At 64.7% G+C, this 26399-nt stretch carries 17 protein-coding genes and 1 tRNA gene; 15 read left to right on the top strand and 3 right to left on the bottom strand.

Translation table 11 applies throughout. The features are described from left to right. The first annotated feature begins 7 nt into the window (after nucleotides 1-7). The 9 genes from lptG (at nucleotide 8) to ACT6QG_RS15095 (ending at nucleotide 14261) form a co-directional block, all read left to right on the top strand. Nucleotides 8-1099, top strand: coding sequence for an LPS export ABC transporter permease LptG (gene lptG / locus ACT6QG_RS15135; RefSeq protein ID WP_444978418.1), 1092 nt, complete (start codon nucleotides 8-10; stop codon nucleotides 1097-1099). Nucleotides 1100-1173: 74 nt separating this feature from the next. Then, nucleotides 1174-3633: an LPS-assembly protein LptD gene (locus tag ACT6QG_RS15130; protein ID WP_444978417.1), complete on the top strand. Its 2460-nt coding sequence runs from the start codon at nucleotides 1174-1176 to the stop codon at nucleotides 3631-3633. 410 nt (nucleotides 3634-4043) lie between these two features. Next, nucleotides 4044-6017, top strand: a complete 1974-nt coding sequence (gene dnaG / locus ACT6QG_RS15125; protein ID WP_444978589.1) for a DNA primase — start codon at nucleotides 4044-4046, stop codon at nucleotides 6015-6017. 244 nt (nucleotides 6018-6261) lie between these two features. Continuing rightward, nucleotides 6262-8232 (top strand): RNA polymerase sigma factor RpoD, encoded by a 1971-nt coding sequence (rpoD, locus tag ACT6QG_RS15120; protein WP_444978416.1) that lies wholly within the window; start codon nucleotides 6262-6264, stop codon nucleotides 8230-8232. 231 nt (nucleotides 8233-8463) lie between these two features. Then, nucleotides 8464-11271 carry a [protein-PII] uridylyltransferase gene (locus ACT6QG_RS15115; RefSeq protein ID WP_444978415.1) on the top strand — a complete coding sequence of 936 codons (2808 nt, stop codon included), beginning with the start codon at nucleotides 8464-8466 and terminating at the stop codon, nucleotides 11269-11271. A gap of 219 nt (nucleotides 11272-11490) precedes the next feature. Then, a complete protein-coding gene (gene mnmA, locus ACT6QG_RS15110; protein WP_444978414.1) occupies nucleotides 11491-12693 on the top strand; it encodes a tRNA 2-thiouridine(34) synthase MnmA in 1203 nt (400 codons plus the stop codon). A gap of 113 nt (nucleotides 12694-12806) precedes the next feature. Then, entirely contained in the window at nucleotides 12807-13451 is a 645-nt protein-coding gene (locus tag ACT6QG_RS15105) for a class I SAM-dependent methyltransferase (protein WP_444978413.1), read from the top strand. Between the two features lie 86 nt (nucleotides 13452-13537). Then, nucleotides 13538-13614, top strand: a tRNA-Met gene (locus tag ACT6QG_RS15100). Between the two features lie 146 nt (nucleotides 13615-13760). Continuing rightward, nucleotides 13761-14261 (top strand): GNAT family N-acetyltransferase, encoded by a 501-nt coding sequence (locus ACT6QG_RS15095; RefSeq protein ID WP_444978412.1) that lies wholly within the window; start codon nucleotides 13761-13763, stop codon nucleotides 14259-14261. 42 nt (nucleotides 14262-14303) lie between these two features. Here ACT6QG_RS15095 and mmsB read toward each other — a convergent pair whose 3' ends face one another. After that, on the bottom strand, nucleotides 14304-15200 hold the full coding sequence (gene mmsB, locus ACT6QG_RS15090; RefSeq protein WP_444978411.1) for a 3-hydroxyisobutyrate dehydrogenase: 897 nt from the start codon (nucleotides 15198-15200) through the stop codon (nucleotides 14304-14306). A 436-nt stretch (nucleotides 15201-15636) separates the two neighbouring features. Next, nucleotides 15637-17133, bottom strand: a complete 1497-nt coding sequence (locus ACT6QG_RS15085; RefSeq protein WP_444978410.1) for a CoA-acylating methylmalonate-semialdehyde dehydrogenase — start codon at nucleotides 17131-17133, stop codon at nucleotides 15637-15639. Nucleotides 17134-17324: 191 nt separating this feature from the next. On the opposite strand from ACT6QG_RS15085, the gene ACT6QG_RS15080 reads away from it, so the two are divergent. From ACT6QG_RS15080 to ACT6QG_RS15055, 6 genes are all read left to right on the top strand, one after another. Further along, nucleotides 17325-18317: a LysR family transcriptional regulator gene (locus tag ACT6QG_RS15080; protein ID WP_444978409.1), complete on the top strand. Its 993-nt coding sequence runs from the start codon at nucleotides 17325-17327 to the stop codon at nucleotides 18315-18317. A 62-nt stretch (nucleotides 18318-18379) separates the two neighbouring features. Further along, nucleotides 18380-19045, top strand: coding sequence for a ribonuclease HII (gene rnhB / locus ACT6QG_RS15075; protein ID WP_444978408.1), 666 nt, complete (start codon nucleotides 18380-18382; stop codon nucleotides 19043-19045). A gap of 109 nt (nucleotides 19046-19154) precedes the next feature. Continuing rightward, nucleotides 19155-19775 (top strand): ribonuclease D, encoded by a 621-nt coding sequence (locus tag ACT6QG_RS15070; RefSeq protein WP_444978407.1) that lies wholly within the window; start codon nucleotides 19155-19157, stop codon nucleotides 19773-19775. A gap of 175 nt (nucleotides 19776-19950) precedes the next feature. After that, a complete protein-coding gene (locus tag ACT6QG_RS15065) occupies nucleotides 19951-21795 on the top strand; it encodes an aminopeptidase P family protein (protein ID WP_444978406.1) in 1845 nt (614 codons plus the stop codon). Nucleotides 21796-21902: 107 nt separating this feature from the next. After that, nucleotides 21903-23636 carry a ubiquinone-dependent pyruvate dehydrogenase gene (gene poxB / locus ACT6QG_RS15060; protein WP_444978405.1) on the top strand — a complete coding sequence of 578 codons (1734 nt, stop codon included), beginning with the start codon at nucleotides 21903-21905 and terminating at the stop codon, nucleotides 23634-23636. A gap of 197 nt (nucleotides 23637-23833) precedes the next feature. Further along, entirely contained in the window at nucleotides 23834-24250 is a 417-nt protein-coding gene (locus ACT6QG_RS15055; RefSeq protein ID WP_444978404.1) for a hypothetical protein, read from the top strand. A 111-nt stretch (nucleotides 24251-24361) separates the two neighbouring features. Here the strand turns inward: ACT6QG_RS15055 and ilvD are convergent, their stop codons facing one another. Next, nucleotides 24362-26215, bottom strand: coding sequence for a dihydroxy-acid dehydratase (gene ilvD, locus ACT6QG_RS15050; protein WP_444978403.1), 1854 nt, complete (start codon nucleotides 26213-26215; stop codon nucleotides 24362-24364). Between the last annotated feature and the right edge of the window lie 184 nt (nucleotides 26216-26399).

The raw sequence follows: 26399 nt of genomic DNA, 5'->3' as shown, positions 1-26399 counted from the left end.
CACGCTCATGATCGGACGCATCCTCGGCTTTTATTTTGCCCGGCGCTTCGCCTCTGCCGTCGCGCTGATTTTCCTCTCCTGCGTCGGCCTCATCATGCTGGTGGACTTTCTGGAGATGGCGCGCCGCACGGCGGACAAGGACCATGTGACCACCTCCATGGTGGCCCTGGTCACGCTCTACCGCGCCCCCGCTTTCACCGAGCAGCTGCTGCCCTTCGCGGTGCTGTTCGGGGCCATGGCGACCTTCGTGGTGCTCTCGCGCAATCTGGAACTGGTGGTGGCGCGGGCCGCTGGCCTTTCGGCCTGGCAGTTCATCACCCCGGCCCTCATCATCGCCTTTCTCATCGGCGTTTTCGCCACCACCGTCTTCAATCCGCTCTCCGCGAACTTCAAGGAACGGGCGAATCAACTCGAAAGCCAGATGTTCGGCTCATCCGGCAACTTCCTGAGTGCTGCCCGCAATGAATTCTGGATTCGCCAGCAAAGCATCGACGGGCAGGCGATCATCCAGGCGGCGGCGTCGAGCGACAGTGGGCGGCAGCTTTCCTCGGTTGTGGTTTATGAATTCGACCACGCGGACAAGTTGACGGAACGGGTGGAAGCACGCAGTGCGCGTCTGGAGGATGGCGTGTGGGTTCTCTCCGATGCCCGCGTCCTCGTTCCCGGCCTCGATCTGGAAACCTACGAGACCTATCTCATCGCCACGAATCTTGATCCCATGCGGATTCAGGACGCTCTGGTCTCGGCTGAAACCGTGCCTTTCTGGCAACTGCCGAACGCAATTCACAGCGCCGAGCAGACCGGTTTTGGAGCAGAAAGATACCGCCTCCAGCTCCAGAGTCTGCTTGCGCGGCCTTTCCTTCTGGTCGCCATGGTGCTCATCGCGGCTGTGGTCGGCCTGCGCGTTTTCCGCTTTGGCGGTGTGGGGCAGACGATTCTCGGTGGCGTGGCGGCCGGCTTTCTGCTTTATGTTGCCACCAAGCTTGCTGAAGACCTCGGCGAAGCTGGTATTGTTCATCCCGTTGCGGCAGCTTGGTTTCCAGCAGCTGTTGGGATTATCGTGGGGGTTCTCGTTCTGTTGAATCGGGAGGACGGATGACGGCCGCGCCGCGCCCCAGCTCTGGGACTGTTGAAAAAACCCGTCACCCCAAGGTGGACGGGAATGGTGGAGTCATGGCCGCATCCGTAATGGTCAAGCGCTTTCCGGCTTTGTCTGCCAGGCTTTCGGGCTCGGTGGCCGCGCTGGCGCTCGGCCTGCTGCTGGGTGCCGCTGGTACCGCGCATGCGCAGGGCGCAGCGCCCGTCAGCAACATGCCCACCAACGCCATCTCCACCCGCGAGGTCGACCCCAACCAGCGCATGCTCGTGACGGCCGACCAGCTCGAATATGACTACAAGAATGACACCGTTGCCGCCGTCGGCAATGTCCAGATCTACTATGATGGCGCTGCGCTGTCGGCCAAGCGTGTCGAGCTCGACCGCAAGGCCAACCTGCTGCGCGCCATTGGCGATGTGCATCTGAAGGACAAGGACGGGAAGGTCGTCACCTCCGACCGCATGGAGCTGACACAGGACTTCCGCGAGGGCTTCATCGATTCCCTGCGCCTCGACACGCCGGACAACACCCATTTCGCCGCCGCGCGCGCGGACCGTACCGAAGGCAATGTCACCGTCTTCCAGAACGGCGTCTACACCGCCTGCGAACCGTGCAAGGAACAGCCTGAAAAGCCGCCGCTGTGGCAGGTGAAGGCCAAGAAGATCATCCACGACCAGCAGGAACGGATGATCTATTACGAAGACGCCAAGCTGGAATTTTTCGGCCTGCCGATTGCCTATTTCCCGTTCATGTCCACCCCGGACCCGACGGTGAAGCGCAAGACCGGCTTCCTGATGCCGGAACTCTTCTCCTCCAGCAATGTCGGCACGGGCGTGAGCCTGCCCTTCTTCTGGAACATTGCGCCGGACCGCGACATCACGCTCTCGCCCGGCTATGTGTCCAAGCAGGGCTTCCTGATGCGTGGCGAATGGCGTCAGCGCCTGATCAATGGCAGCTACTCCATCCGCGCTGCCGGCATCATGCAGAACGACAAGGACGCCTTCCTCAACGACAATTACGTCCTGCCCGGCTATCGCAACGCGCGTGGCGCGATCGAGACATCCGGCTCGTTCATGATCAACCGCTTCTGGAACTATGGCTGGGATGCGACCCTGCTCTCGGACCGGACCTTCCTGCGGGACTACAGCCTGGCCGGGGTCAATGATCTGACCCGCGTCTCCACCGCCTATCTGACGGGGCAGAAGGACCAGTCCTATTTCGACCTGCGCGCCCTCTACTTCCTGGGCATGACGGTCACGGACAATGAAAAGCTCCTGCCTTTTGTTGGCACGCTCAATTATGACCGCGTCTTCAGCAACACCCTCTGGGGCGGTTCCACCCGGCTGAACGTGAATGTCACCAGCCTCACGCGCGATCAGGCAGATTTCGTCGGCATGTGGGAGAACACCTCCCGTGGCGGCGCCGTGGGCATTCCCACCGGCTCCTGCGCCCTCACCAATCCGAACCCGGAAGAGTGCCTGCTGAGCGGCATTCCGGGTGACTATACCCGCGCCTCGGCGGAACTCTCCTGGCGCAAGACCGTCATCGACGATGCCGGCCAGATGTGGACCCCGTTCATGTCCGCCCGGGTGGATGTTGCGGCTGTGAATGTCGATTCGCTGCCCTTCAGCTACCAGTATGGCTCCACCTTCTCCGGGCAGAACCCGATGCATTCGGGCAATGACAGCATGGCGCGGGTCATGCCCGTCATCGGTCTGGACTATCAGTACCCGTTCATCTCCGTGCAGGATTGGGGCACCCAGACCATCACGCCCCGCGCGCAGGTCATTGTCCGCCCGAACGAGACCGATATCGGCCGCTTCCCGAACGAGGATGCCCAGAGTCTGGTGTTTGATGACACCAACCTGTTCGAGGTGAACAAATATTCCGGCTATGACCGTGTCGAGGGTGGCGGCCGCCTGAATCTTGGCGTGTCCTATAATGCCGCGCTCAACAATGGCGGCTCCATCAGCGCGCTGGTCGGCCAGTCCTATCACCTGTTCGGCCGCAACTCCTTCGCTTATGGCGACATGGCCAATACCGGCCTTGAATCCGGCCTGCAGACCAATCCTTCCGATTATATCGCCAGCTTTGCCTATGTCCCCTCGAACAATTTCGATGTAGTGACCCGCTTCCGCTTCGACCAGGACGATTTCGACCTGCGCCGTGTGGAAGTGCAGGGCCGCGGCCGCGTGGGTGCGCTCAGCTTCTCTGCCACTTATGGCCGCTATGATGCCCAGCCGCTGATCGGTTATTATGACCGGCGCGAGGGCGTGTTCACCAGCGCCACCTACAAGCTGACAGACACATGGTCTGTCCGCGGTGCGGTGCGTTACGATCTGGTGGAATCGGGTGTCGACTATTCGCTGATTGGCCTTGCCTATAGCGATGACTGCTTCACCCTCGCCATGAACTATATCTCGGACTACTCGCTGGATGGCCCGGATGGAAAGCGGGTGGACAAGGTGATGGTGCGTATCGGCCTGCGGACGCTGGGTGAAACCGGCTTCAGCACCAATGTCAGCAGCGGCGACTGAGCTGCCCGGCACGGCCGCCGCGCCGCATGAGAAAAGCAGAACAGGGGTGGCCCAAGCCGCCCCTGTTGCATTTCCACCTGTGAGTGATCAGGATGAAGCCCGGCTTGTGTCAGGAGCGCGGGGGCGAACGGCAACCGGCTCCTGCCGGTGATGTGAGCCAGACAGACAGGATCATGCCGCCCCGGGCGAACCGCCAAGGGTGCTGTGATGACGATAGCGCCGCGCCGCCCCTTCTGCCTTTCCGCCTTGCCGGGCCGGACATGCCCTGACACACGGAGCCGTGCATGGAGAGGATGTATCCGGCAACAGCGCCGGCCCACCCGGCCACAACCGCCCTTGCCAGCTTCTGCGCGGCAAACCAGATGAATCTTGCTTCTGCCCCCTGAACCGGACTTGTGACCCTGACGGCCATGCGCTTCCCGCCCGACTTTCTCGATGAAATCCGCGCCCGGCTTCCGGTGTCGGAGGTTGTCGGCCGTCGCGTGAAGCTGCGCAAGCAGGGGCGTGAGTTTGCCGGGCTCTCTCCCTTCAATGCGGAAAAAACCCCCTCCTTCTTCGTCAATGACCAGAAGGGATTTTACCACTGCTTCTCCTCCGGCAAGCATGGGGATGTGTTTGCCTTCCTGATGGAGACGGAGGGCCTGCCCTTTGGGGAGGCGGTGGAGCGGCTGGCCTCCATGGCCGGCCTCCCCCTGCCGACGGTGACGCCCGAGGCCAACGCCAGGGAACAGCGCCGGCGCACCCTGCATGAGGTGATGGCGCTGGCGGCCCGCCATTTCGAGGATACATTGCAAACCCGGGCCGGGGCCAAGGCGCGCGGCTATCTGCAGGATCGCGGTCTTGGCCCGGCCACCCAGCAGCGCTTTCACATGGGCTATGCGGCGGGCGAGCGCTTTCATCTGAAGGAAGCGCTGGGCAAGGCCGGCATTCCTGTCGCCGATATGGTGGAATGCGGCCTGCTCATCGCGGGCGATGACATTCCCGTGCCCTATGACCGTTTCCGGGACCGGGTGATGTTTCCCATCACCGATCTGCGCGGGCGGGTGGTGGCCTTTGGCGGGCGGGCGCTGGAAAAGGATGCGCCGGCAAAATATCTCAATTCCCCGGAAACCCCGCTCTTCCACAAGGGATCGCTGCTCTACAATGGCTTTCAGGCCCGCACCGCCGCGCATAATGGCGCGCGCATCATCGTGGTGGAAGGCTATGTGGATGTCATCGCCATGGTGGAGGCCGGCTTTACCGGCGCTGTCGCCCCGCTCGGCACGGCACTCACGGAAGAACAGCTCCAGCTGCTCTGGCGCATGAGCGATGAGCCGCTTCTGCTGTTCGATGGCGACAAGGCCGGGCGCCGGGCGGCTTACCGGGCGATTGATGTGGCCCTGCCCCATATCCGGGCCGGGCGCAGCCTCTCCTTCGCCACCCTTCCGGAAGGGCAGGACCCCGATGACCTCATCCGCCGTTCCGGGCGTGAGGGGATCGAGGAGATTCTGGCCCAGGCCCGCCCGCTCGCCACCGAATTGTGGACCCGGGAAAGCGAGGGCGCCACGCTGGATACGCCGGAGCGTCGCGCCGCCTTCGAGAACCGCCTTCAGGAGGTGGTGAACAGCATCACGGATGAAACCGTGCGCCGGCATTATCGTCAGGACCTGATGGGGCGCATGCGGGCCCTGTTCTCCCCTTCCGGCGGGCGCGATGGCGGGCGCGGAAGCTGGCAGGGCGGCGGCGGGCAGGGTTCAGGCTGGCAGGGAGGTGGATGGCAAGGGGGCGGACGGCAAGGCCGCGCCCGACCGGGGGGCGAGGCGCGCACACATGCGGGCACGCATGTTTCCCGTGGCAGCGGCATCGGCCAGAGCGCGCTCATTCGCGGCCCGATGGCGGATCTGCCGCGCAATGAGGCCCTGCTGCTCTTCTGCCTGCTCAATCACCCCTTCCTGCTGGAAGAGTTCAGCGAGGAGATCGCCACCCTGCCCTTCGTGAACCCGGAGGCGGACCGGCTGCGGCAGGCACTTCTGGCCGCCCATCTGGAAGGACATCTCGAACAGGGCGAATCAGCTGCCCCCTGGCGGGCTGATCCCGAGCTGGAGGCTCTGGCGAAACGGGTCGGCACCCTCTCAAACCCCAGAATGGACTGGCCAGCCTACCCGAACACCTCTCCGGAGGACACTCGTATATGGTGGCAGCAGCGCATGGCCTTGCATCACAAGGCTCACGCGCTATCTAGAGAACTGAAGGATGCGGAACGCAGCCTTGGGGAAGATCCCAGTGAGGCGAATTTTGCGTGGCTGTGCGATGTGCAGCGCCGTCTTTCGACGCTGGATGGAACCGAGGCCCTGGTGGAAGGTTTCGGTCTGTCCTCCGGGCGCAATGGCGCCCAATCGGTTTGACCCGGGCCCGCGGCGATACAGATGCCGGGGCGGGTGGAAGGTGACGTCTCGACAGGATGCTGCCCGCATCTGTTAGACGGGTGATTTTGCGTGATTTTGTCCGCCTGTTCAGGCGGGCTTAACCATTTGACGTTTAAGGCATGTGGCGAAATAGCGCCCGGCCCGGGAAAGACAGGGCGACGACGGCTCGGCACCGCGCCGCCATTGCGCTGCCTGATGGCAGTGAGATCAGCAGGAGAAGTCCATGGCGAAACAATCTGCCGAGACGACAGAAGCTCCCGAGAAGGAGAACGACGCCCCCGACGGGCCGTTGCTCGACCTCTCGGTCGCAACCGTCCGGAAGATGATCAACACCGCCAAGCGCCGTGGCTATGTCACCCATGAGCAGCTCAATGCGGTGATGCCTTCCGATGTGACCTCATCCGAACAGATCGAGGATATTCTGGCCCTGCTCAATGACATGGGCATCAATGTCATCGAGGCCGAGGACAGCGAGGAGAACGCCGAGGACGCCGAGGGCGAGGAGGCCGAGGAGGTCGAGGGCGGCGAGATTGCCCCGGCCGCCTCACGCGCTGTTGCCAAGAGCGAGACCAAGGCCGAGCCGGCTGACCGCACGGATGACCCGGTGCGCATGTATCTGCGCGAGATGGGTTCGGTGGAGCTGCTCTCGCGCGAGGGCGAGATCGCCATCGCCAAGCGCATCGAGGCCGGCCGCGAGGCGATGATCGCCGGCCTGTGCGAAAGCCCGCTGACCTTCCAGGCCATCATCATCTGGCGTGATGAGCTGACCGAGGGGCGCGTGCTGCTGCGCGACATCATCGACCTTGAGGCCACCTATGCCGGCCCGGAGGCGAAAGCCCCCGTCGCCCCCGGTGGCGAAGAGGGCGAGGATGCCGAGCTGGGCGAGGACGCCAATGCGGACAATGACGATGACGACATGGAAAACTCCCTGTCGCTCGCCGCAATGGAGGCGGAGATCAAGCCGAAGGTGCTGGAAACCTTCGACCGCATCGCCTCGTCCTACACCAAGCTGCGCCGCCTTCAGGACCAGAATGTCGAATCCCGGCTGAAGAACGAGACCCTCTCCCCGGCGCAGGAGCGCAAGGCCCGCAAGCTCAAGGAAGAGCTGGTGGCCGACATGAAGAGCCTCTCGCTCAACCAGACCCGTATCGACACGCTGGTGGAGCATCTCTACGAGATCAACAAGCGCCTCGTCTCGCTGGAAGGCCGCCTGCTGCGCCTTGCCGACAGCTATGGGGTGAAGCGCGATGACTTCCTGAAGAACTATCTGGGTTCGGAACTCGATCCCAAATGGCTGCTGCGCGTCTCCAAGCTGGGCACGCGCGGGTGGAAGAATTTCGTCGCCCACGAGAAGGACACCATCAAGAACCTGCGCGGGGACATCCACGCGCTGGCGACCGAAACGGGCCTCGAAATCGCCGAGTACCGCAAGATCGTCCAGATGGTGCAGAAGGGCGAGAAGGAAGCCCGGCAGGCAAAGAAGGAAATGGTGGAGGCCAATCTGCGCCTCGTCATCTCCATCGCCAAGAAGTACACGAACCGCGGCCTGCAGTTCCTGGACCTCATCCAGGAAGGCAATATCGGCCTGATGAAGGCGGTCGACAAGTTCGAGTACCGGCGCGGCTACAAGTTCTCGACCTATGCCACCTGGTGGATCCGGCAGGCCATCACCCGCTCCATCGCGGATCAGGCCCGCACCATCCGCATCCCGGTGCACATGATCGAGACGATCAACAAGATCGTGCGCACCTCGCGCCAGATGCTCCACGAGATCGGCCGCGAGCCGACCCCGGAAGAGCTGGCCGAAAAGCTCGGCATGCCGCTGGAGAAGGTGCGCAAGGTGCTCAAGATCGCCAAGGAGCCGATCTCCCTCGAAACGCCGATCGGCGACGAGGAGGATTCGCATCTGGGCGACTTCATCGAGGACAAGAACGCCGTTCTGCCCATCGATGCGGCCATCCAGTCCAATCTGCGCGAGACCACCACCCGCGTGCTTGCCTCCCTCACCCCGCGTGAGGAGCGTGTGCTGCGCATGCGCTTCGGCATCGGCATGAACACCGACCACACGCTGGAGGAAGTGGGCCAGCAGTTCTCGGTGACGCGTGAGCGTATCCGCCAGATCGAGGCCAAGGCCCTGCGCAAGCTGAAGCACCCCTCCCGCTCGCGCAAGCTGCGCTCCTTCCTCGACAACTGAGGATGGCGGGAGATTGGGCATCAGCTCCATGAGACAAGGCGGCAGAAATGCCGCCTTTTTCATGTCCGCGCCTCCCAATGCCCGTTCAACAGGCACAATGGGGGTGAATGCCCACCAGACGCCCACTCCATGTGCAGCATTTCATCCCCGGCCGCGGCTCCGCCTCTCGCGGCAGCGCCGGCTTTGCGCTATTCATCGGATTCCTGTTCTCAGCGGTCGGAACCGCCCCACATGCCTGTTGCCCGCTCCCGCAAGCCCAACCGCACCATCACCGAGCCCTTTCTGGGCACCCGGCTCAAGGCGGACATGCACGCCATCGCCCAGGCCCATCAGGGACGGATACTGGATCTGCGCAATGCCATTGTCGCGCATCTGAAGGTGGCGATGCAGGAGGCGCGGGATGAGGCGGAGCGGCTGTTGTTCGAGGATGGCTGCGGTCGCTGCTGCTCCATGCGGCTTTCGGCCTTTCAGGATGCGATGATCGCCGGCGCCTATGAGGTCGCCACCACCTATCTCTACCCTGCCGACAACCCCTCCCGCTCCGAGCGCATGGCGATTGCGGCGGTGGGTGGCTATGGCCGGGGCATGCTGGCGCCGGGCTCGGATACCGATATCCTCTTCCTGCTGCCCTACAAGCAGACGGCATGGGGCGAGAGTGTCACCGAAGCCATTCTCTACATGCTGTGGGATCTGGGGCTGAAGGTGGGGCATGCCACCCGCTCGGTGGATGAGTGCCTGCGGCAGGCGCGGGCGGACTTCACCATCCGCACCTCGATTCTGGAGGCGCGTTATCTGGTGGGCGACCGGGCGCTGTTCGACGATCTGGCGACCCGCTTTGACAAGGAGGTGGTGGATGGCACCGCCGCCGAATTCGTCGCCGCCAAGATGGCCGAGCGCGAGGAGCGCCTGCGCCGGGCCGGCCAGTCCCGCTACCGGGTCGAGCCGAATGTGAAGGATGGCAAGGGCGGGCTGCGGGACCTGCACACGCTGTTCTGGATCGCCAAATATGTCTATCGCGTCCAGACAGCCAGCCAGCTCGTGGCGAAGGAGGTCTTCACCCGCGAGGAAGCGCGCCTGTTCACCCGCTGCGAGGACTTCCTGTGGTCCGTGCGCTGCCACCTGCATTTCCTCACCGGCCGGGGAGAGGACCGCCTCTCCTTCGACCTGCAACGGGAAATGGCCCGCCGCCTCGGCTATACCGAACATCCCGGCCAGCGCGACGTGGAACGCTTCATGAAGCACTATTTCCTCGTGGCGAAGGATGTGGGCGACCTCACCGCCCTGCTCTCCGCCGCGCTGGAAGCCCGGCATGACAAGCAGGTGCCCGGCCTGCGCGGCCTTGTGCAGCGCCTGCGCCCCGGCTCACGCCGCACCGTGCTGAAGGAATGCCCGGACTTCGTGCTGGACAACAACCGGCTGAATGCGGTCGATCAGGATGTGTTCCAGCGCGATCCGGTCAATCTGCTGCGGATGTTCCACATTGCCGACAAGCGCAATCTGGCCCTGCATCCGGATGTGATGCGCCTTGCCGCGCGCTCGCTGTCCCTGATCGATGCCCGCCTGCGGGAAAACCCGGAGGCCAACCGCCTGTTCCTGGAGATCCTCTCCTCCAGGAACGCGCCGGAAACCGTGCTGCGCCGCATGAACGAGACCGGCGTTCTGGGGCGCTTCGTGCCCGAGTTCGGCAAGGTCGTGGCCATGATGCAGTTCAACATGTACCACCATTATACGGTGGACGAGCATCTGCTGCGCTGCATCGGCATTCTTTCGGAGATCGAGCGGGGGGATAACCCGGAAACCGATCTGGCCCATGAGCTGATGGGCACGGTGAAGAACCGCACCCTGCTCTATGTGGCGCTGCTGCTGCATGACATCGCCAAGGGCCGGCCGGAGGACCATTCCATTGCCGGCGCGCGCATCGCGCGCCGCCTGTGCCCGCGTTTCGGCCTCAGCGCCTCGGAAACGGAGACGGTCGCATGGCTGGTGGAAGAGCATCTCGTCATGTCCACCGTCGCCCAGTCCCGCGACCTGTCCGACCGCAAGACGATTGAGAAATTTGCCGCCGTCGTGCAATCGCTGGAGCGGCTGAAGCTGCTGACCATCCTCACCACTGCGGATATTCGTGCGGTCGGCCCCGGCACATGGAATGGCTGGAAGGCCGAACTCATCCGCACCCTCTATTATGAAACCGAGCCGGTGCTCACCGGCGGCTTCTCGGAGGTGGACCGGGCCAAGCGCGTTGCCGCCTCGCAAAGCCAGTTGCGCCATGCACTGGAGGCCGAGTGGCCGGCGCAGAAGCTCGACATCTATATGGAGCGGCATTACCCGCCCTACTGGCTGCGCACAGATCTGGACACCCGCATTCGCCATGCCCGCTTCATTGCCGAGGCGGAGGAGGCGGAAAAGACCATCTCCACCCAGTCCACTCTGGAGCCGGAGCGCGGGGTCACCATTCTCACCGTGCTGGCGCCGGACCATCCCAAGCTGCTCTCGGTCATTGCCGGGGCTTGCGCCATGGCCGGGGCGAATATTGTGGACGCCCATATTTCCACCACCACCAATGGCTTTGCGCTGGATACCATCGCTATCCGCCGCACTTTCGAGCAGGATGAGGACGAGGAGCGCCGTGCCCACAAGGTGTGCGAGGCGGTGGAGCAGGCGCTGGCCGGACAGGTGCGCCTGCCGGAGATGATCGCCCGCAAGCTGCCCAAGGGCCGCAAGACCTTCTCTGTGGAGCCGGAAGTGACGGTCAACAATGCCTGGTCCAACCGCCACACCGTGGTGGAGGTGACAGGGCTGGACCGGCCCGGCTTGCTGTTCGAGCTGACAACCCGGCTTTCAAAGCTCAATCTGAATATCGCCTCGGCCCATATCGCCACATTTGGCGAACGGGCGGTGGACGTGTTCTATGTCACCGACCTGATGGGGGCGAAGATCACGGCCGCCGCGCGCCAGTCCGCCATTCGCCGCGCACTGGTGGCGGTGTTCGAGGGTGGAGGGGATGAGGCGGAGTCGACCCGGAATGTGGCCCGCAGGTAACAGCTGCGCCCTCGGGTGCCAAAAACCGCCGGGCTGAGGGGGCAGTGCGCCATTTCTCCCACGCGGGCGGGATTCTTGCTGCTATAAACCCGGAACCGCCGCAAAAGGGCCTTTCCGGCCCGTCATATGTCGTCATCTTTCATTTTCGCCTTGCCCGGTGGTCATGAAGGGTGCAACCAGAAAGAACACGCCGCAGCTCTGGCGCCTGAAGACCCAAGCATGACCCTGGACCCGACCCATTCTGCCCCGCCCCCTCCGGGCCCCGGCCTTCTCGACCTTGCTGGAGACCCGGCTTCCATCCGCGTGGTGGTGGCCATGTCCGGCGGGGTGGATTCCTCCGTGGTGGCCGGGCTGCTGGCCAAAGCGGGCTACGATGTCATCGGCGTCACCCTCCAGCTTTATGACCATGGCGAGATGGCGCAGAAGCGCGGGGCCTGCTGTGCGGGGCAGGACATCTATGACGCCTCCGAGGTCGCGCGCACGCTGGGCATTCCCCACTATGTGCTGGATTATGAGAGCCGCTTCCGCGAGGAGGTCATCAACCGCTTCGCCGACAGCTACGCCTCCGGCATCACCCCCATTCCCTGTGTGGACTGCAACCGCACCGTGAAGTTCCGCGACCTGCTGGCCACCGCCGAGGATCTGGGCGCACAGGTTCTGGCCACCGGCCACTATGTGGAAACCCGCGCCTTGCCGGACGGGCGGCGCGCCCTCTATCGCGGCGCGGATGAAAACCGCGACCAGAGCTATTTCCTCTATGCCACCACGGCCGCCCAGTTGCAGCGGGTCCGCTTTCCGCTGGGCCACATGAGCAAGCCGGATGTACGCGCCCTCGCCCTTTCCATGGGACTGGACGTGGCCGACAAGCCGGACAGCCAGGACATCTGCTTCGTACCCGGCGGCAATTATGCCGAGGTGGTGGAGCGCCTGCGCCCCGAGGCCGTGGAGCCCGGCGACATTGTGCATATGGACGGACGCGTGCTGGGCCGCCATCGCGGCGTGGTGCATTACACCATCGGCCAGCGCAAGGGTCTGGGCATCGCCGCGCCCGAGCCGCTTTATGTGGTGGGGATCGATGCGGCCCGGCAGGAGGTCCGCGTCGGCCCGCGAGAGGCTCTGGCCGTGCGCACCATCGCGATCCGGGATGTGAACTGGATCGGCGACCTGCCTTTCGAGGTGGCCTGCAGGGCGGGTGACGAGGTTTATGTGAAGGTGCGCTCCACCCGTCCCCCTGTTCCCGCCCAGCTGGGCATGGGAGAGGATGGAACGGCGCTGGTGCATCTGGCCAGTGGCGAGGAGGGCGTCGCCCCCGGCCAGGCCTGCGTGTTCTATGAAAGGCTCGGCCCCGGCGCGCGCCTTCTGGGAGGCGGCACCATTTTCCGGGCACAACGCATGATGAATGACATTGCGCGGGTGGCCTGAAACATATCGGCAAGGGCTGCCGGCTATAGGCACTGTGTCAGAGCCGGAGATGATTCCGGCCCCATGCAGCGCGCACGCGCGGGGCCGCAGGGACAGGGCGGAGAGAGATGAAAATGGCGGTTCAGTACGATCTTGAAGGCCAGAAGCGGGCTTATGCCAAATGGGCCCCGATCTATGACAAGGTCTATGTGAAGCTGCTCGCGGATGCCCAGCGCAAGGCTGCCGCCACCGCCGCCCGATGCGGCCCGAACATTCTTGAGGTGGGTGTCGGCACCGGTCTTGTGCTGCCCTATTATCCGCACCACTGCCGCGTGACCGGCATCGATCTTTCCGCCGACATGCTGCGCAAGGCCGTTGACAAGAAGGTCGCGCGCCATCTCGGGCAGGTGGGCCTGCTGGCCGCCATGGATGCCTGCAATCTTGGCTTTGCGGACCACAGCTTCGATGCCGTGACTGTCCCCTTCGTCATCACCCTTGTGCCGGACCCGGAAGGGGCGCTGGATGAGATGCACCGTGTGCTCAAGCCCGGCGGAGAGATCATCGTCGCCTCCAAGCTGGGCGCCGATGACGGCCCGGTGATGCATATCGAGCAGGCGCTTGCCCCGCTGGTGAAGAAGGTGGGCTGGTCCATCGCCTTCAAGGCCAGCCGCCTGCGCAACTGGGCCGCCAAGTATGACGACATGGAAGTGATCGAGATTTCCCCGGTTTTCCCGGTCGGCTTCTTCAAGCTTGTGCGCATTCGCAAGAACGCGGTGTGAACAAGCTTCTGCTTTCTTGACAGGAGCGCGTTCCCGTTCCTATATGCCGCCTCTGCTGATGCACAACAGTGCTTCGGCACCGGTTTGGCAGCGTAGCTCAGTTGGTGAGAGCGCCGGATTCATAACCCGGAGGTCGGCGGTTCAAGTCCGCCCGCTGCTACCATGTTTCCCTGTGCCCGCCTTTTCCGGATCCGCGGGCCGGGATATTTCGAATCACATATTTTGCGCTATAGCATCCCGCATCCCCTAGGCTTGCGTCCCGGCCTGTGGCAGCCTGCCCGTGCCTGCCACCTGCCGCATGGAACCCAGATGCTGATCCGCCCTGCCCGCGCCGAAGATTGCGATGCCATATGGTGCATCCTCGCCCCCGTCATCCGGGCGGGCGAAAGCTATCCCCTGCCACGGGACATGGGCCGGGATGATGCGCTGGCCTACTGGCTGGGTGCGGAAAATGAGGTTTTTGTCGCGCAGGATGAGGAGCAGGCCGCAAGCCCGGTGCTCGGCACATATTATCTGCGTCCGAACCAGCCGCGGGGTGGCGGTGGCGGGCATGTGTGCAATTGCGGCTTCATGGTTGGCGCACAGGCGGGCGGGCGCGGCATTGGCCGGCGCATGTGCCAGCATGCCCTCGCGCAAGCCCGGGCACGCGGCTACAGGGCGATGCAGTTCAATCTGGTGGTGAGCACCAATGTGCAGGCCGTGAAGCTGTGGCAGGCCTGCGGGTTTGAAACAGCCGGCCGTCTGCCCCGCGCCTTTCTCCACCCGCAGCGCGGATATGTGGATGCGCTGGTGATGTATCAGGAACTGTGACCCCCTTCCCGGCGGAGACAGCCCCGCCGGGAAGGGGTGATGTCACTCACCCTTGTTCTCGCGCAGCCAGCGGACGATGCCGGAGAAATCCGTGCCTTCATGTCCACTTTCCGCAAAGCGGGTATAGAGCTCTGTGGCGGCGGCGCCGAGCGGGGTGGCGGCGCCGGCCTCACCCGCCGCATCCTGCGACAGGCGCAGATCCTTCAGCATGAGCGCGGCGGCAAAGCCCGGCACATAATCCCGGTTGGCCGGGCTGGTGGGCACCGGGCCCGGTACCGGGCAATAGGTATTGAGAGACCAGCACTGGCCGGATGAGGTGGACGCCACATCAAACAGCGCCTGATGCGACAGGCCGAGCTTCTCGCCCAGCACGAAGGCCTCGGAAACGGCGATCATCGAAATGCCGAGGATCATGTTGTTGCAGATCTTCGCCGCCTGCCCGGCACCGGCTCCGCCGCAATGGACGATCTTCTTGCCCATCAGTTCCAGATAGGGGCGGGCCCCGGCGAAATCGGCATCTGCGCCGCCCGCCATGAAGGTGAGGGTTGCCGCTTCCGCGCCACCCACGCCCCCGGAAACCGGAGCATCCACGCTTTTGTGGCCGGCCTTTTGCGCCGCCTCGTGGAAAGCGCGGGCCGAGGCCACGTCAATGGTGGAGGAATCAATGAACAGCGTGCCCGCCGGTGCCTTGGAGAGCAGTCCGTTCTCGCCCGTGAGCGCCCCCAGGACATGGCGGCCGGAGGGCAGCATGGTGACCACCACATCCGCCTGCCCCACCGCTGCCGCGGCACTTTCAGCAATGGAGACCCCACGCGCCTGCGCCGCTTCAATCGCGGCGGGCGAGAGATCGAAGCCGCTCACCTGATGGCCGGCCTTGACGAGATTTCCGGCCATGGGTCCACCCATGTTCCCAAGGCCGATAAAAGCGATATGTGCCATGCTGTTTCCTCCCAGAAACACTGGAGTTGCGTGTCATTGCGCCTGTCTGGCGCCGGCGTCCTTGCGTCGCCTTGCACCAAGCTTCCCTCAGGCGGCGCCCGGCCCCGCGCGATCAGCGCGCGGGAAATGATGGGCGGCCCGATTGCGTTGGAAGCCTCGGGAATCCGGCGCAGGCGCAGATCGCGCATGATCTTCCCGATCCCGTCTTCGCCAGATCGTCCTGCCCAAGCTGCGGCCACAGGGCCGCACGGGTCATATCGAGGCCGGCATCGGCGGGGCGGAGGGCCCGGCCGTGCAACCTCGTTCAGGACACATGAAAGGGGGGTGGAAAGAGGCGTGAGAGAGCCAGGAGGTGCGCACCACACCTCTTCCCACCCTGCCACCCTCAGGCGGCCTGCCGGCTCCGCAGAGCCGGCAGGCCTGTGCCTGAAGCGGCTCAGCCCATGGTGGGGATCACGAAGTCCGCACCATCCTTGATGCCGGAAGGCCAGCGCGAGGTGACCGTCTTGGTCTTGGTATAGAAGCGGATACCATCCGCGCCATGCTGGTTGAGATCGCCGAAACCAGAGCGCTTCCAGCCGCCGAAGGTGTAATAGGCAATCGGAACCGGGATCGGCACGTTCACACCCACCATGCCCACATCCACCTTGGCCGCGAAATCGCGGGCCGCATCACCATCGCGGGTATAGATCGCAACGCCATTGCCATATTCATGCTCGGTGGGCAGGCGCAGGGCTTCCTGATAGTCCTTCGCGCGGACGATCGAGAGCACCGGGCCGAAGATCTCTTCCTTGTAGATGCGCATGTCTGTCGTCACATGGTCGAACAGGCAGCCGCCCATATAGAAGCCGTTCTCATAGCCCTGCATGGTGAAGTTGCGGCCATCGACCAGCAGCTTGGCACCCTCGGAGACACCGGCCTCCACATAGGACTTCACGCGGTTGAGCGCCTCACGCGTCACCAGCGGGCCGAAATCGGCGTTCACATCGGTGGAGGGGCCGATCTTGAGCGCTTCCACGCGCGGCACCAGCGCTTCCACCAGCCGGTTGGCGGTATCCTCGCCCACCGGAACCGCGACCGAGATGGCCATGCAGCGCTCGCCCGCCGAGCCATAGCCCGCGCCGATAAGGGCATCCGCCACCTGGTTCATGTCGGCGTCCGGCATGATGATCATGTGGTTCTTGGCGCCGCCGAAAGCCTGCACGCGCTTGCCGTTGGCGCAGCCGCGGCCATAGATATATTCGGCGATCGGCGAGGAGCCGACAAAGCCGATGGCCTTCACGTCCGGATCATCGATGATGGCATCCACGACATCCTTGTCGCCATTCACCACATTGAGGATGCCGGCCGGCAGGCCTGCCTCGATCATCAGCTCGGCCAGACGCATGGGCACGCCCGGGTCACGCTCGGAAGGCTTGAGGATGAAGGCATTGCCGGCGGCAATGGCCGGGCCGAACTTCCACATGGGAATCATGGCCGGGAAGTTGAACGGGGTAATGCCGGCCACCACGCCGAGCGGCTGGCGCATGGAATAGATATCGATGCCCGGGCCGGCGCCTTCCGTATATTCGCCCTTCATCAGATGGGGAATGCCGAGGGAGAATTCGACAACTTCCAGCCCGCGCTGGATATCGCCCTTGGCATCGGGAATGGTCTTGCCATGCTCGCGGGCGAGCAGCTCGGCCAGCGCGTCATAATCGCGCTGCACCAGCTCAAGGAATTTCATCAGCACGCGGGCGCGGCGCTGCGGATTGGTGGCGCCCCATGCCGGCTGGGCGGCCTTGGCATTCTCCACCGCGGCCCGCAACTCGGCCTTGGTGGCCAGATCCACGGTCGCGATCACATCGCCGGTCATCGGCTCGAAGACATCCGCCTTGCGACCGGATGTGCCGCGCACATGCTTGCCGCCAATGAAATGACCGATCTCACGCATGGACTTCTCTCCTCTTCGCGCTTCCATAACGGCTGGCAACAGGCTGCCGTCTTGTGTGCCGGCTCACGCTCGCGCGCTGTGGTTGAGCGCGCATGGAGCCTTGAGAGAGAGGATGCTCTATCTTTCCGCGCACAGATACGGCAATTTTCGCACTGACAATGTGCAAAAATTGACAGACAGAACATCCACCCATGCCTGATGCTCCAACGCCCCCGGCCCATGCGGCCCATTCATCCCCGCCCGGAGACTTCGACTGGTCGGACCTGCGCTTCTTTCTGGGCGTGGCGCGGGCCGGCCGGCTCACCGTGGCAGCCAGCCGGCTGGGTGTCGAGCATTCCACGGTGAGCCGGCGCATCGCCATTCTGGAAACCCGCCTCGGGGCGAAACTGTTTGACCGCAGCCCGCGCGGCTATGATCTCACCCGCGCGGGTGAGCGGCTTCTGGTTGCGGCCGAGGGCATGGAAAGTCTGGCGCTGGCGGCGCAGGGCGCCATTGGCGGGGCGGATCTGGGCGCTTCAGGCACGGTGCGCATCGGCGTGCCGGATGGGCTGGGCATCTTCTTCCTTGCCCCACGCATCGCCGGGCTGGCCATGGCGCATCCGGATCTCGACATCCAGCTTCTGGCCATGCCACGCCTGTTTTCCCTTTCAAGACGCGAGGCGGATATCGCCATCTCGCTGAACCGCCCCGCCACCGGGCGGCTTCATGCCCGCAAGCTCACCGATTATCGCCTGCGCCTGTATGCGGCGCGGGGCTATCTTGCCCGCCATGACGCGATCACCAGCCGCGCCCAGCTCTCCCGCCATCCCTTCATCGGCTATGTGGATGACCTGATCTATACGCCGGAGCTGGACTATGCGCCGCTGGTGGCGCGCGATCTGCGGGTGCGGGTGAAAAGCTCCAGCCTGGTGGCCCAGCTCACCGCCACGCGCGGCGGCGCGGGCATCTGCGTGCTGCCCTGCTTCATGGGAGACCTGTTCGCGGGAAAGGAGGATGACGCACTGGTGCCGGTGCTGGCGCAGGAGGTGCAGCTCACACGCAGCTTCTGGCTGCTCACCCATGCCGATACGCGCGATCTGGCGCGCATCCGCGTGGCGGCGGATTTCATCGTGGAAGCCGTGCAGAAGAACCGCGCCCTGCTGATGCCCCAGGCCACTGGACCCGGTGAGACGGCAGCATCCTGACCCCCTGCATCCATGCAGCGCCCATGCTATGGAACCTCTCTCATTCCCCTGCCGGAGCTTTCATGGCCACCCGCCCCCGTTCCAGAATCACCGCGCCCGGGCTGGACTTCACCCGTGAGCAGGCCCTCTATGCCCAGCCTGTGCTCGATCCGCTCCATGCCCCGATCGCCGGCGCGGATGAGGTGGGGCGCGGGCCACTGGCCGGGCCGGTGGTGGCCGCCGCGGTGATTCTCGACCCCGCGCATGTGCCGCAGGGACTGGCCGATTCCAAGAAGCTCAGCGCCCGGCGCCGCGATATCCTCTATGCGGAGATCTGCGCCCATGCGGACATTGGCATCGCCCTCGCCCCGCCCGCGCGGATCGACCGGGACAATATCCGCCAGGCCACCCTGTGGGCGCTGGCGCAGGCGATCGCCGCCCTGCCGCGCGCGCCGGCGCTGGTTCTGGTGGATGGCAATGACCCGCCCCCGGCGGCCTGCAGGGTTGAAACCATTGTGGGCGGAGACAATCTCGTCGCCTCCATCGCTGCGGCCTCCATTGTTGCCAAAGTGGTGCGGGACAGGCTGATGACCCGTCTCGGGGCGCAGTTCCCCGCCTATGGGTTCGAGCGACATATGGGTTATGGCACGCCCGCGCATCTGGCGGCCCTGCGGGCGCATGGCCCCTGCCCGCACCACCGCCATTCCTTCGCCCCCGTGCGCCAGAAGACCCTGCTTCTGGATGAATAGGCCGCGCGGATGCAGGAAATGTATGCCGTGTGGCCCGCGGCACTTGCGCTTTGCCGTGGTGCGCGCATAGCTTCCCCCTCTCCTTCCTGCGGAAAAAGACAGAACGCGCATGACCATCCGCCTGCATCAGGGCGATCTGCCCGATGATTTCGTTGCCGCCCCCATCGTCGCCATCGACACCGAGACCATGGGCCTCAACCCTTTCCGCGACCGGCTGTGTCTGGTGCAGCTCTCCAATGGCGATGGCACGGCGGATCTGGTGCAGATTCCGCAGGGTGCCAATGCCCAGAGCGCGCCGAACCTGACCCGCCTGCTGGCCGACCCGAACGTGACCAAGCTGTTCCACTTCGGACGGTTTGACATCGCCGTTCTCCAGCAGACCTTCCGGGTGATGCCGCAGCCGGTGTGGTGCACCAAGATCGCCTCGCGGCTCGTGCGCACCTATACCGACCGCCACGGCCTGAAGGAGCTTCTGCGCGAGCTGCTGAGCGTCGACATCTCCAAGCAGCAGCAAAGCTCGGACTGGGGCAATGACAAGCTCACCGATGCCCAGCTCGCCTATGCCGCCTCCGACGTGCTCTATCTGCATGCGCTGAAGGAGAAGCTGGAAGTGATGCTGGCGCGCGAGGGGCGCACCGGGCTTGCCGCCGCCTGCTTCGCCTTCCTGCCCGCCCGCGCCACGCTGGATCTGGCAGGCTGGGAAGACCAGGACATCTTCTCCCACAGCTGAAGTTCCCGCCCCATGGCGCAGCCCTCGCGCGCCATGGGGCACCGGAATGCCGGATGGAACCGGCGCGGGCTGAAAAGAGCCTGTATTTTCAACTTTCCGCCTGCCCCCGGTACCCCTCGTCGCGCTTTCCGGTCTATGTTCGGCGAACGATTTGTCCCGCCAGAACAGGCCCCCCATGAGCGCGCATGCCCCCCACCGCTTCAAGGCGGTTTTCCAGACCTTTGAAGACCTTGCCGATGGCGCAGCCGGCCCCGCCCGGCTTGCGGCCCTGCGCGGAGCACTGGCCGCGCGGGGGCTGGATGGCTATGTGGTGCCCCGCGCCGATGCCCACCAGAACGAATATGTGCCCCCCTGCGAGGAACGCCTGGCCTGGCTCACCGGCTTCACCGGCTCTGCCGGCATGCTGGTGGTGCTGAAGGACCGCACGGCACTGTTCGTGGACGGGCGCTATACGCTTCAGGCGCCCGCGCAGGTCGATACCGGCGCGTATGAGGTGGTGCCGCTGGCGGACATGCGCCCGGAAGAATGGCTCGCCACCCATCTGCCCAAGGGCGCCCGCATGGGTTTCGACCCCTGGCGCACCACGCTGGATGGCCGCGCCCGCCTTGCCCGCGCGGCCGAACAGGCGCAGGCCACCCTGCTGGCCGCGCCGGATGATCCTGTCGCCGCCATCTGGACCGATCGCCCCGCCCCGCCCTGCGCGCCCATCCGCCTGCAGGACCTCGCCATAGCGGGGGAAGACAGCAGCGCCAAGCTGCGCATCGTCCGCGAGGAGATGGAACGCCAGAAGCTGGATGGCCTGCTGCTTTCAGACCCGCACTGCACGGCATGGCTGTTCAATATTCGCGGGGCGGATGTGGCCCACACGCCACTGCCGCTGGCCTGGTGCATCGTGCCGCGGGAGGGCAAGGCGGACCTGTTCGTGGAAGAGGCCAAGCTGCCGGCCCATGTGGCCCATGCCCTTGCCCCCTTTGCCGGCATCCACCCGGTGAGCGCCCTTCAGCCGCATCTGGCGCAATTTGCCGAAGGCCGCACCATCCGCGTGGATGCGGCAACCGCTCCCGTGGCGCTGGCCGACATCATCTCCGCCGCGGGCGGCACCGCCCAGAAGGGCGAGGATGTCATCACCCATCTCAAGGCTGTGAAGAACCCGGCCGAGATTGCCGGCATGCGCGCCGCCCATCTGCGCGATGGCGTGGCGCTGGTGCGCTTTCTGGCGTGGTTCGACAGCGAATCCGGCAAGGGCACCCTCACCGAGATTGATGTGGTGGAGGCGCTGGAAACCTTTCGCCGCGACACCGGAGAGCTGCGGGACGTCTCCTTCCCCACCATTGCCGGGGCGGGTGAGAATGGCGCCATTGTCCATTATCGCGTGACCCGCGCCACCAATCGCGCCCTGCATCCCCATGAGCTGTTCCTGCTCGATTCCGGCGCGCAATATCCCGATGGCACCACCGATGTGACCCGCACCATGGCGGTGGGCACGCCAACGGCCGACATGCGCCGCCATTACACGCTGGTGCTGAAGGGACATCTGGCACTTGGCGCCGCCATTTTCCCGCAGGGCGCAACCGGCGCGCAGCTGGACCCGCTGGCACGGCAGTTCCTGTGGGCGGCGGGGCTGGATTTTGCCCATGGCACCGGCCATGGCGTGGGTGCCGGGCTTTCCGTGCATGAAGGGCCCGCGCGCATCTCCCAGCTGGGCCATGTGCCGCTGAAGGCCGGCATGATCCTCTCCAACGAGCCGGGCTATTACCGCACCGGGGCCTATGGCATCCGCATCGAGAACCTCCTGCTGGTGGAGCCACGCACGGTGGAAGGCGCGGAAAAGCCCTGCCTCGGCTTCGGGACGCTGACCCTTGCCCCCTATGACCGCCGGCTGATCGACACCGCCCTCCTCACCCCGGCCGAACGGGCGATGGTGGATGCCTATCATCTGCGCATCCGGCTGGAGGTCGGCCCCCTCGTGGAGGACGGGTCCGCCCGGGAATGGCTGCACCAGGCCACGGCTCCGCTCTGAGTCAAAGCGGGCTGCGGCATCCGCGCCTGCGGGCGACAGGTCACAGTGTGGTCGCGTCCATGTTTCATCCTGCGCGCGTGCAACACACGAAAAACAAGGCGAGAACTATGGCAAAGAACGTTGCGGACCTGATTGTCTCCACCCTGCAGACAGCAGGCGTGGAACGCATTTACGGCGTGGTGGGCGACAGCCTGAACGGGCTGACGGAAGCCATCCGCAGCACCGGCACCATCCGCTGGGTCCACACGCGCCATGAGGAAGTCGCGGCCTTTGCGGCGGCGGGCGAATCCCAGGTCACGGGCAAGCTGGCCGTGTGCGCGGGCTCCTGCGGGCCGGGCAACCTGCACCTCATCAACGGCCTGTTCGATGCCCAGCGCAGCCGCACTCCGGTTCTGGCCATTGCCGCGCAGATTCCCTCCGGCGAGATCGGCGGCGGCTATTTTCAGGAAACCCACCCGCAGAACCTGTTTCAGGAATGCAGCGTCTATTGCGAGCTGGTTTCAGACCCGGCGCAGATGCCGTTCGTGCTGGAAAACGCCATCCGCGCCGCGGTGGGCAAGCGGGGCGTTGCGGTCATCGTCATTCCCGGGGATATCGCGCTGAAGGAAGCACCGGCCCATGCGCTTTCCAGCGTCGCCGGCCTGCTGCCGCCCACCCCTGTCGTGCGCCCCTGCGAGACGGATCTGGATGCGCTGGCGCAGCTTCTGAATGATGCCAAACGCGTCACCCTGTTCTGCGGACGCGGTTGCGCGGGGGCGCATGCCCCGCTTCTGGCCTTCGCGGAGAAGCTGAAAAGCCCCATCGTCCACGCGCTCGGCGGCAAGGAGCATGTGGAATATGACAACCCCTATGATGTGGGCATGACCGGCCTCATCGGCTTCGCCTCCGGCTATGAGGCGATGCATGCCTGTGACACGCTGGTGCTGCTGGGAACCGATTTCCCCTACAAGCAGTTCCTGCCCACCGGCATCCGGATCGCGCAGATCGACATCCGCCCCGAGCAGCTCGGCCGGCGTTGCGCGCTTGAGCTGGGGCTTGTGGGCGATGTGGGCGCAACGCTGGAGGCCCTGCTGCCGAAGCTGGAGCAGAAGACCGACAGCAAGCATCTGGATGAGGCCCTCGCCCGCTACAAAAAGGTGCGCGCCGGGCTGGATGACCTGGCCGAGGGCAAGGCCGGCTCGAAGATCATCCATCCGCAATATCTCGCCCGTCTGGTCAGCGAGAATGCCGCCGAGGATGCGGCCTTCACCTTTGATGTCGGCACGCCCACCATCTGGGCGGCGCGCTATCTCAAGATGAATGGCAAGCGGCGCATGACCGGCTCTCTGGTCCATGGCTCCATGGCCAATGCCATGCCGCAGGCCCTGGGCATTCAGGCGGCGCAGCCGAAGCGGCAGGTCATTTCCCTTTCCGGCGATGGCGGCTTCACCATGCTGATGGGAGACCTCATCACCCTGAGCCAGGAAAAGCTGCCGGTGAAGGTCGTCATCTTCAACAATGGCGTGCTCGGCTTCGTGGCGCTGGAGATGAAGGCCAACGGCTTTGTCGAGATCGGCACCGATCTCGACAACCCGGACTTTGCCGCCATGGCGCGGGCCATGGGCATTCATGGCGTGCGGGTGGAAGACCCGGGCGAGCTGGATGGCGCCATCAAGGACATTCTGGCCCATGATGGCCCTGCGGTTCTGGATGTGGTGACGGCCAAGCAGGAGCTCTCCATGCCGCCCACCATCAATATCGAGCAGGTGAAGGGCTTCGGCCTGTGGGCCCTGCGCGCGGTGATGAGCGGGCGCGGCGATGAGGTTCTCGACCTCGCGAAAGCCAATCTGCTCTCCCGCTGAGCCTTCCGGGCATGGCCGGAACCCGGCCCGCCGGCCTGCGCCCCATCATGCGGTGGGGCGCATCACCCTTGCAGAACTGCCCGCAAGGATGCGGGTGATACGACATCACGCTGTGTTGATCCGGGCATCCGGCCCCTGCGGCACACAGGCCCCTTCTCCCACAGCATGAAGCATGATCAGTTTGGCTGTGAGGGACCTTGAGCCCCTCATTCGGCGGAAAGCCGGACCCCGGTTCAGGTCCTGATGCCCCGGCGGGTTCGGCACCGCTCGATACCCCTGCCCGTCAGCCCGTGTTCCAGCCCGGCCCATTCTGGAACCAGCGGGAGAGTTTCATGGAAGACATGCATCTGATGAACCGTCGCCGCCTTGCACTCATGGCGGCGGGGGCGGCCGCAATCGGCCTTGTGGGCCCAACCACAGGCGCGCAGGCCTATCAGGGCGATATGGAGCGCGCCCTGTCCTCCCTTTATGATGCGCTGGCCTCTCTTCGCGAGGCGTCATCCAACAAGGGCGGGCACCGGATCAAGGCGATGCAGCTGATCCAGCAGGCCATCGAGGAAACCCGTTCCGGCATCGAATATGCCAATGAGCATGGCGGCGGCGGGCCCGAATGATCCGCGGCCATGAACGGCCAAACCTCCCCCGACAGCACGGACAAACTGAAAAGCCCCGGCCAGACGACCGGGGCTTCTCTATTCAGGTCAGGCTGAAGGGGAAACCCGCCCTCAGCGCTTCAGGCTGCGCACATCACGCACCGCACCGCGGGAGGCGGAGGTGGTGAGGGCCGCATAGGCCTGCAGGGCCTGGGAGACGACGCGCTTGCGGTTCTCCGGCTGCCATGCCTTGTCACCCTTCGCCTCCATGGCGGCGCGGCGCTGCTCCAGCACCTCGTCGCTCACGGCCACATTGATCTTGCGGTTGGGGATGTCGATCTCGATGATATCCCCCTCTTCCACCAGACCGATCGCGCCGCCTTCCGCCGCTTCCGGCGAGATATGGCCGATGGACAGGCCGGAGGAACCACCCGAGAAGCGGCCATCGGTGATGAGCGCGCACACCTTGCCCAGCCCCTTCGATTTCAGATAGGAGGTGGGATAGAGCATTTCCTGCATGCCGGGGCCGCCACGCGGACCTTCATAGCGGATCAGCACCACATCGCCGGCCTTGATCTTGCCGGTGGAGAGAATGGCCTCCACCGAGGCATCCTGGCTTTCGAAGATGCGGGCCGGGCCCTTGAAGGTGAGGATGGAGTCATCCACGCCCGCTGTCTTCACGATGCAGCCATCCAGCGCGATATTACCGAACAGCACCGCAAGGCCGCCATCCCTTGAATAGGCGTGCTCCACATTGCGGATGACGCCCTTCTCGCGGTCCAGATCCAGCTCGCCCCAGCGGCTGGACTGGCTGAAGGCCACCTGTGTCGGCACACCACCGGGGGCGGCGCGGAAGAAGGTGGTGACGGTATCGGCTCCGGTGCGCTTCACGTCCCAGCGGTCCAGCGCATCCTTCAGGGTGGGCGCGTGGACGGTGGGCAGATCGGTATGGATCAGCCCGCCACGGTCCAGCTCACCCAGAATGGCCATGATGCCGCCGGCGCGATGCACGTCTTCCATGTGGATGTCGGCGACCGCGGGCGCCACCTTGCACAGCACCGGCACCTTGCGCGAGAGGCGGTCGATATCTTCCATGGTGAAGGGCACATCGCCCTCATTGGCCGCAGCCAGCAGATGCAGCACCGTATTGGTGGAGCCACCCATGGAGATGTCCAGCGTCATGGCATTCTCGAACGCCTTGAAGCTGGCGATGGAGCGCGGCAGCACGCTGGCATCGTCCTGCTCATAATAACGGCGGGCCAGATCGACGATGAGGTGGCCGGCTTCCACGAACAGGCGCTTGCGGTCGGCATGGGTGGCCAGAGTGGAGCCGTTGCCGGGCAAGGAAAGGCCCAGCGCCTCGGTGAGGCAGTTCATGGAATTGGCGGTGAACATGCCCGAGCACGAACCGCAGGTGGGGCATGCGGAGCGCTCAAGGGCGGCGACATCATCATCGCTCACCTTGTCATCGGCGGCAGACACCATGGCGTCGACCAGATCGACCTTCTTCGCGCCGGTGGAGAGCAGCACCTTGCCGGCTTCCATCGGCCCGCCGGAGACGAACACGGCCGGAATGTTGAGGCGCATGGCGGCCATCAGCATGCCGGGGGTGATCTTGTCGCAATTGGAGATGCACACCATCGCGTCGGCGCAATGGGCATTGACCATATATTCCACGCTGTCGGCGATGACCTCGCGCGAGGGCAGGGAATAGAGCATGCCGTCATGGCCCATGGCGATGCCGTCATCCACCGCGATGGTGTTGAATTCCTTGGCGACCCCGCCGGCCTTTTCCACCTCGCGCGCGACAAGCTGGCCCAGATCCTTCAGGTGCACGTGGCCCGGCACGAACTGGGTGAAGCTGTTGACGATGGCAATGATGGGCTTGCCGAAATCCCCATCCTTCATGCCGGTGGCGCGCCAGAGGCCACGGGCGCCGGCCATGTTGCGGCCATGGGTGGATGTGCGGGAGCGATACTGGGGCATGGTGATTCTTCAGTCTCGTGAGAAGGCGGCGCAGTTTATGAGCATTCCAGCCTGCGCGCAAAGTCTTGTCTACCCATTGTTCTAGATCATTGTAACCTGTCATGGAATTGAGAAAATTCCGGAGTGCCGTCCTTGCGCCCACCGGACGGAAGGGAATGTCCGCGGGCGGAGCGGGGAAAATCCG

The organism is Haloleucobacter ellipsoideus (genome assembly GCF_052491725.1).
The sequence above is the reverse complement of the archived record's forward strand: the minus strand, read 5'-3'. Positions and strand labels throughout refer to the sequence as shown.

Bases quoted from the DNA above. Each gene is read 5' to 3' on its own strand.
- rnhB (WP_444978408.1), top strand. From the start codon at position 18,380: ATGGCCACCCGCCCCCGTTCCAGAATCACCGCGCCCGGGCTGGACTTC.
- rpoD (WP_444978416.1), top strand. From the start codon at position 6,262: ATGGCGAAACAATCTGCCGAGACGACAGAAGCTCCCGAGAAGGAGAAC.
- ilvD (WP_444978403.1), bottom strand. From the start codon at position 26,215: ATGCCCCAGTATCGCTCCCGCACATCCACCCATGGCCGCAACATGGCC.
- mnmA (WP_444978414.1), top strand. From the start codon at position 11,491: ATGACCCTGGACCCGACCCATTCTGCCCCGCCCCCTCCGGGCCCCGGC.
- ACT6QG_RS15130 (WP_444978417.1), top strand. From the start codon at position 1,174: ATGGCCGCATCCGTAATGGTCAAGCGCTTTCCGGCTTTGTCTGCCAGG.
- poxB (WP_444978405.1), top strand. From the start codon at position 21,903: ATGGCAAAGAACGTTGCGGACCTGATTGTCTCCACCCTGCAGACAGCA.
- ACT6QG_RS15105 (WP_444978413.1), top strand. From the start codon at position 12,807: ATGGCGGTTCAGTACGATCTTGAAGGCCAGAAGCGGGCTTATGCCAAA.
- dnaG (WP_444978589.1), top strand. From the start codon at position 4,044: ATGCGCTTCCCGCCCGACTTTCTCGATGAAATCCGCGCCCGGCTTCCG.
- ACT6QG_RS15070 (WP_444978407.1), top strand. From the start codon at position 19,155: ATGACCATCCGCCTGCATCAGGGCGATCTGCCCGATGATTTCGTTGCC.
- mmsB (WP_444978411.1), bottom strand. From the start codon at position 15,200: ATGGCACATATCGCTTTTATCGGCCTTGGGAACATGGGTGGACCCATG.
- ACT6QG_RS15065 (WP_444978406.1), top strand. From the start codon at position 19,951: ATGAGCGCGCATGCCCCCCACCGCTTCAAGGCGGTTTTCCAGACCTTT.
- ACT6QG_RS15115 (WP_444978415.1), top strand. From the start codon at position 8,464: ATGCCTGTTGCCCGCTCCCGCAAGCCCAACCGCACCATCACCGAGCCC.
- lptG (WP_444978418.1), top strand. From the start codon at position 8: ATGATCGGACGCATCCTCGGCTTTTATTTTGCCCGGCGCTTCGCCTCT.
- ACT6QG_RS15085 (WP_444978410.1), bottom strand. From the start codon at position 17,133: ATGCGTGAGATCGGTCATTTCATTGGCGGCAAGCATGTGCGCGGCACA.
- ACT6QG_RS15080 (WP_444978409.1), top strand. From the start codon at position 17,325: ATGCCTGATGCTCCAACGCCCCCGGCCCATGCGGCCCATTCATCCCCG.
- ACT6QG_RS15095 (WP_444978412.1), top strand. From the start codon at position 13,761: ATGCTGATCCGCCCTGCCCGCGCCGAAGATTGCGATGCCATATGGTGC.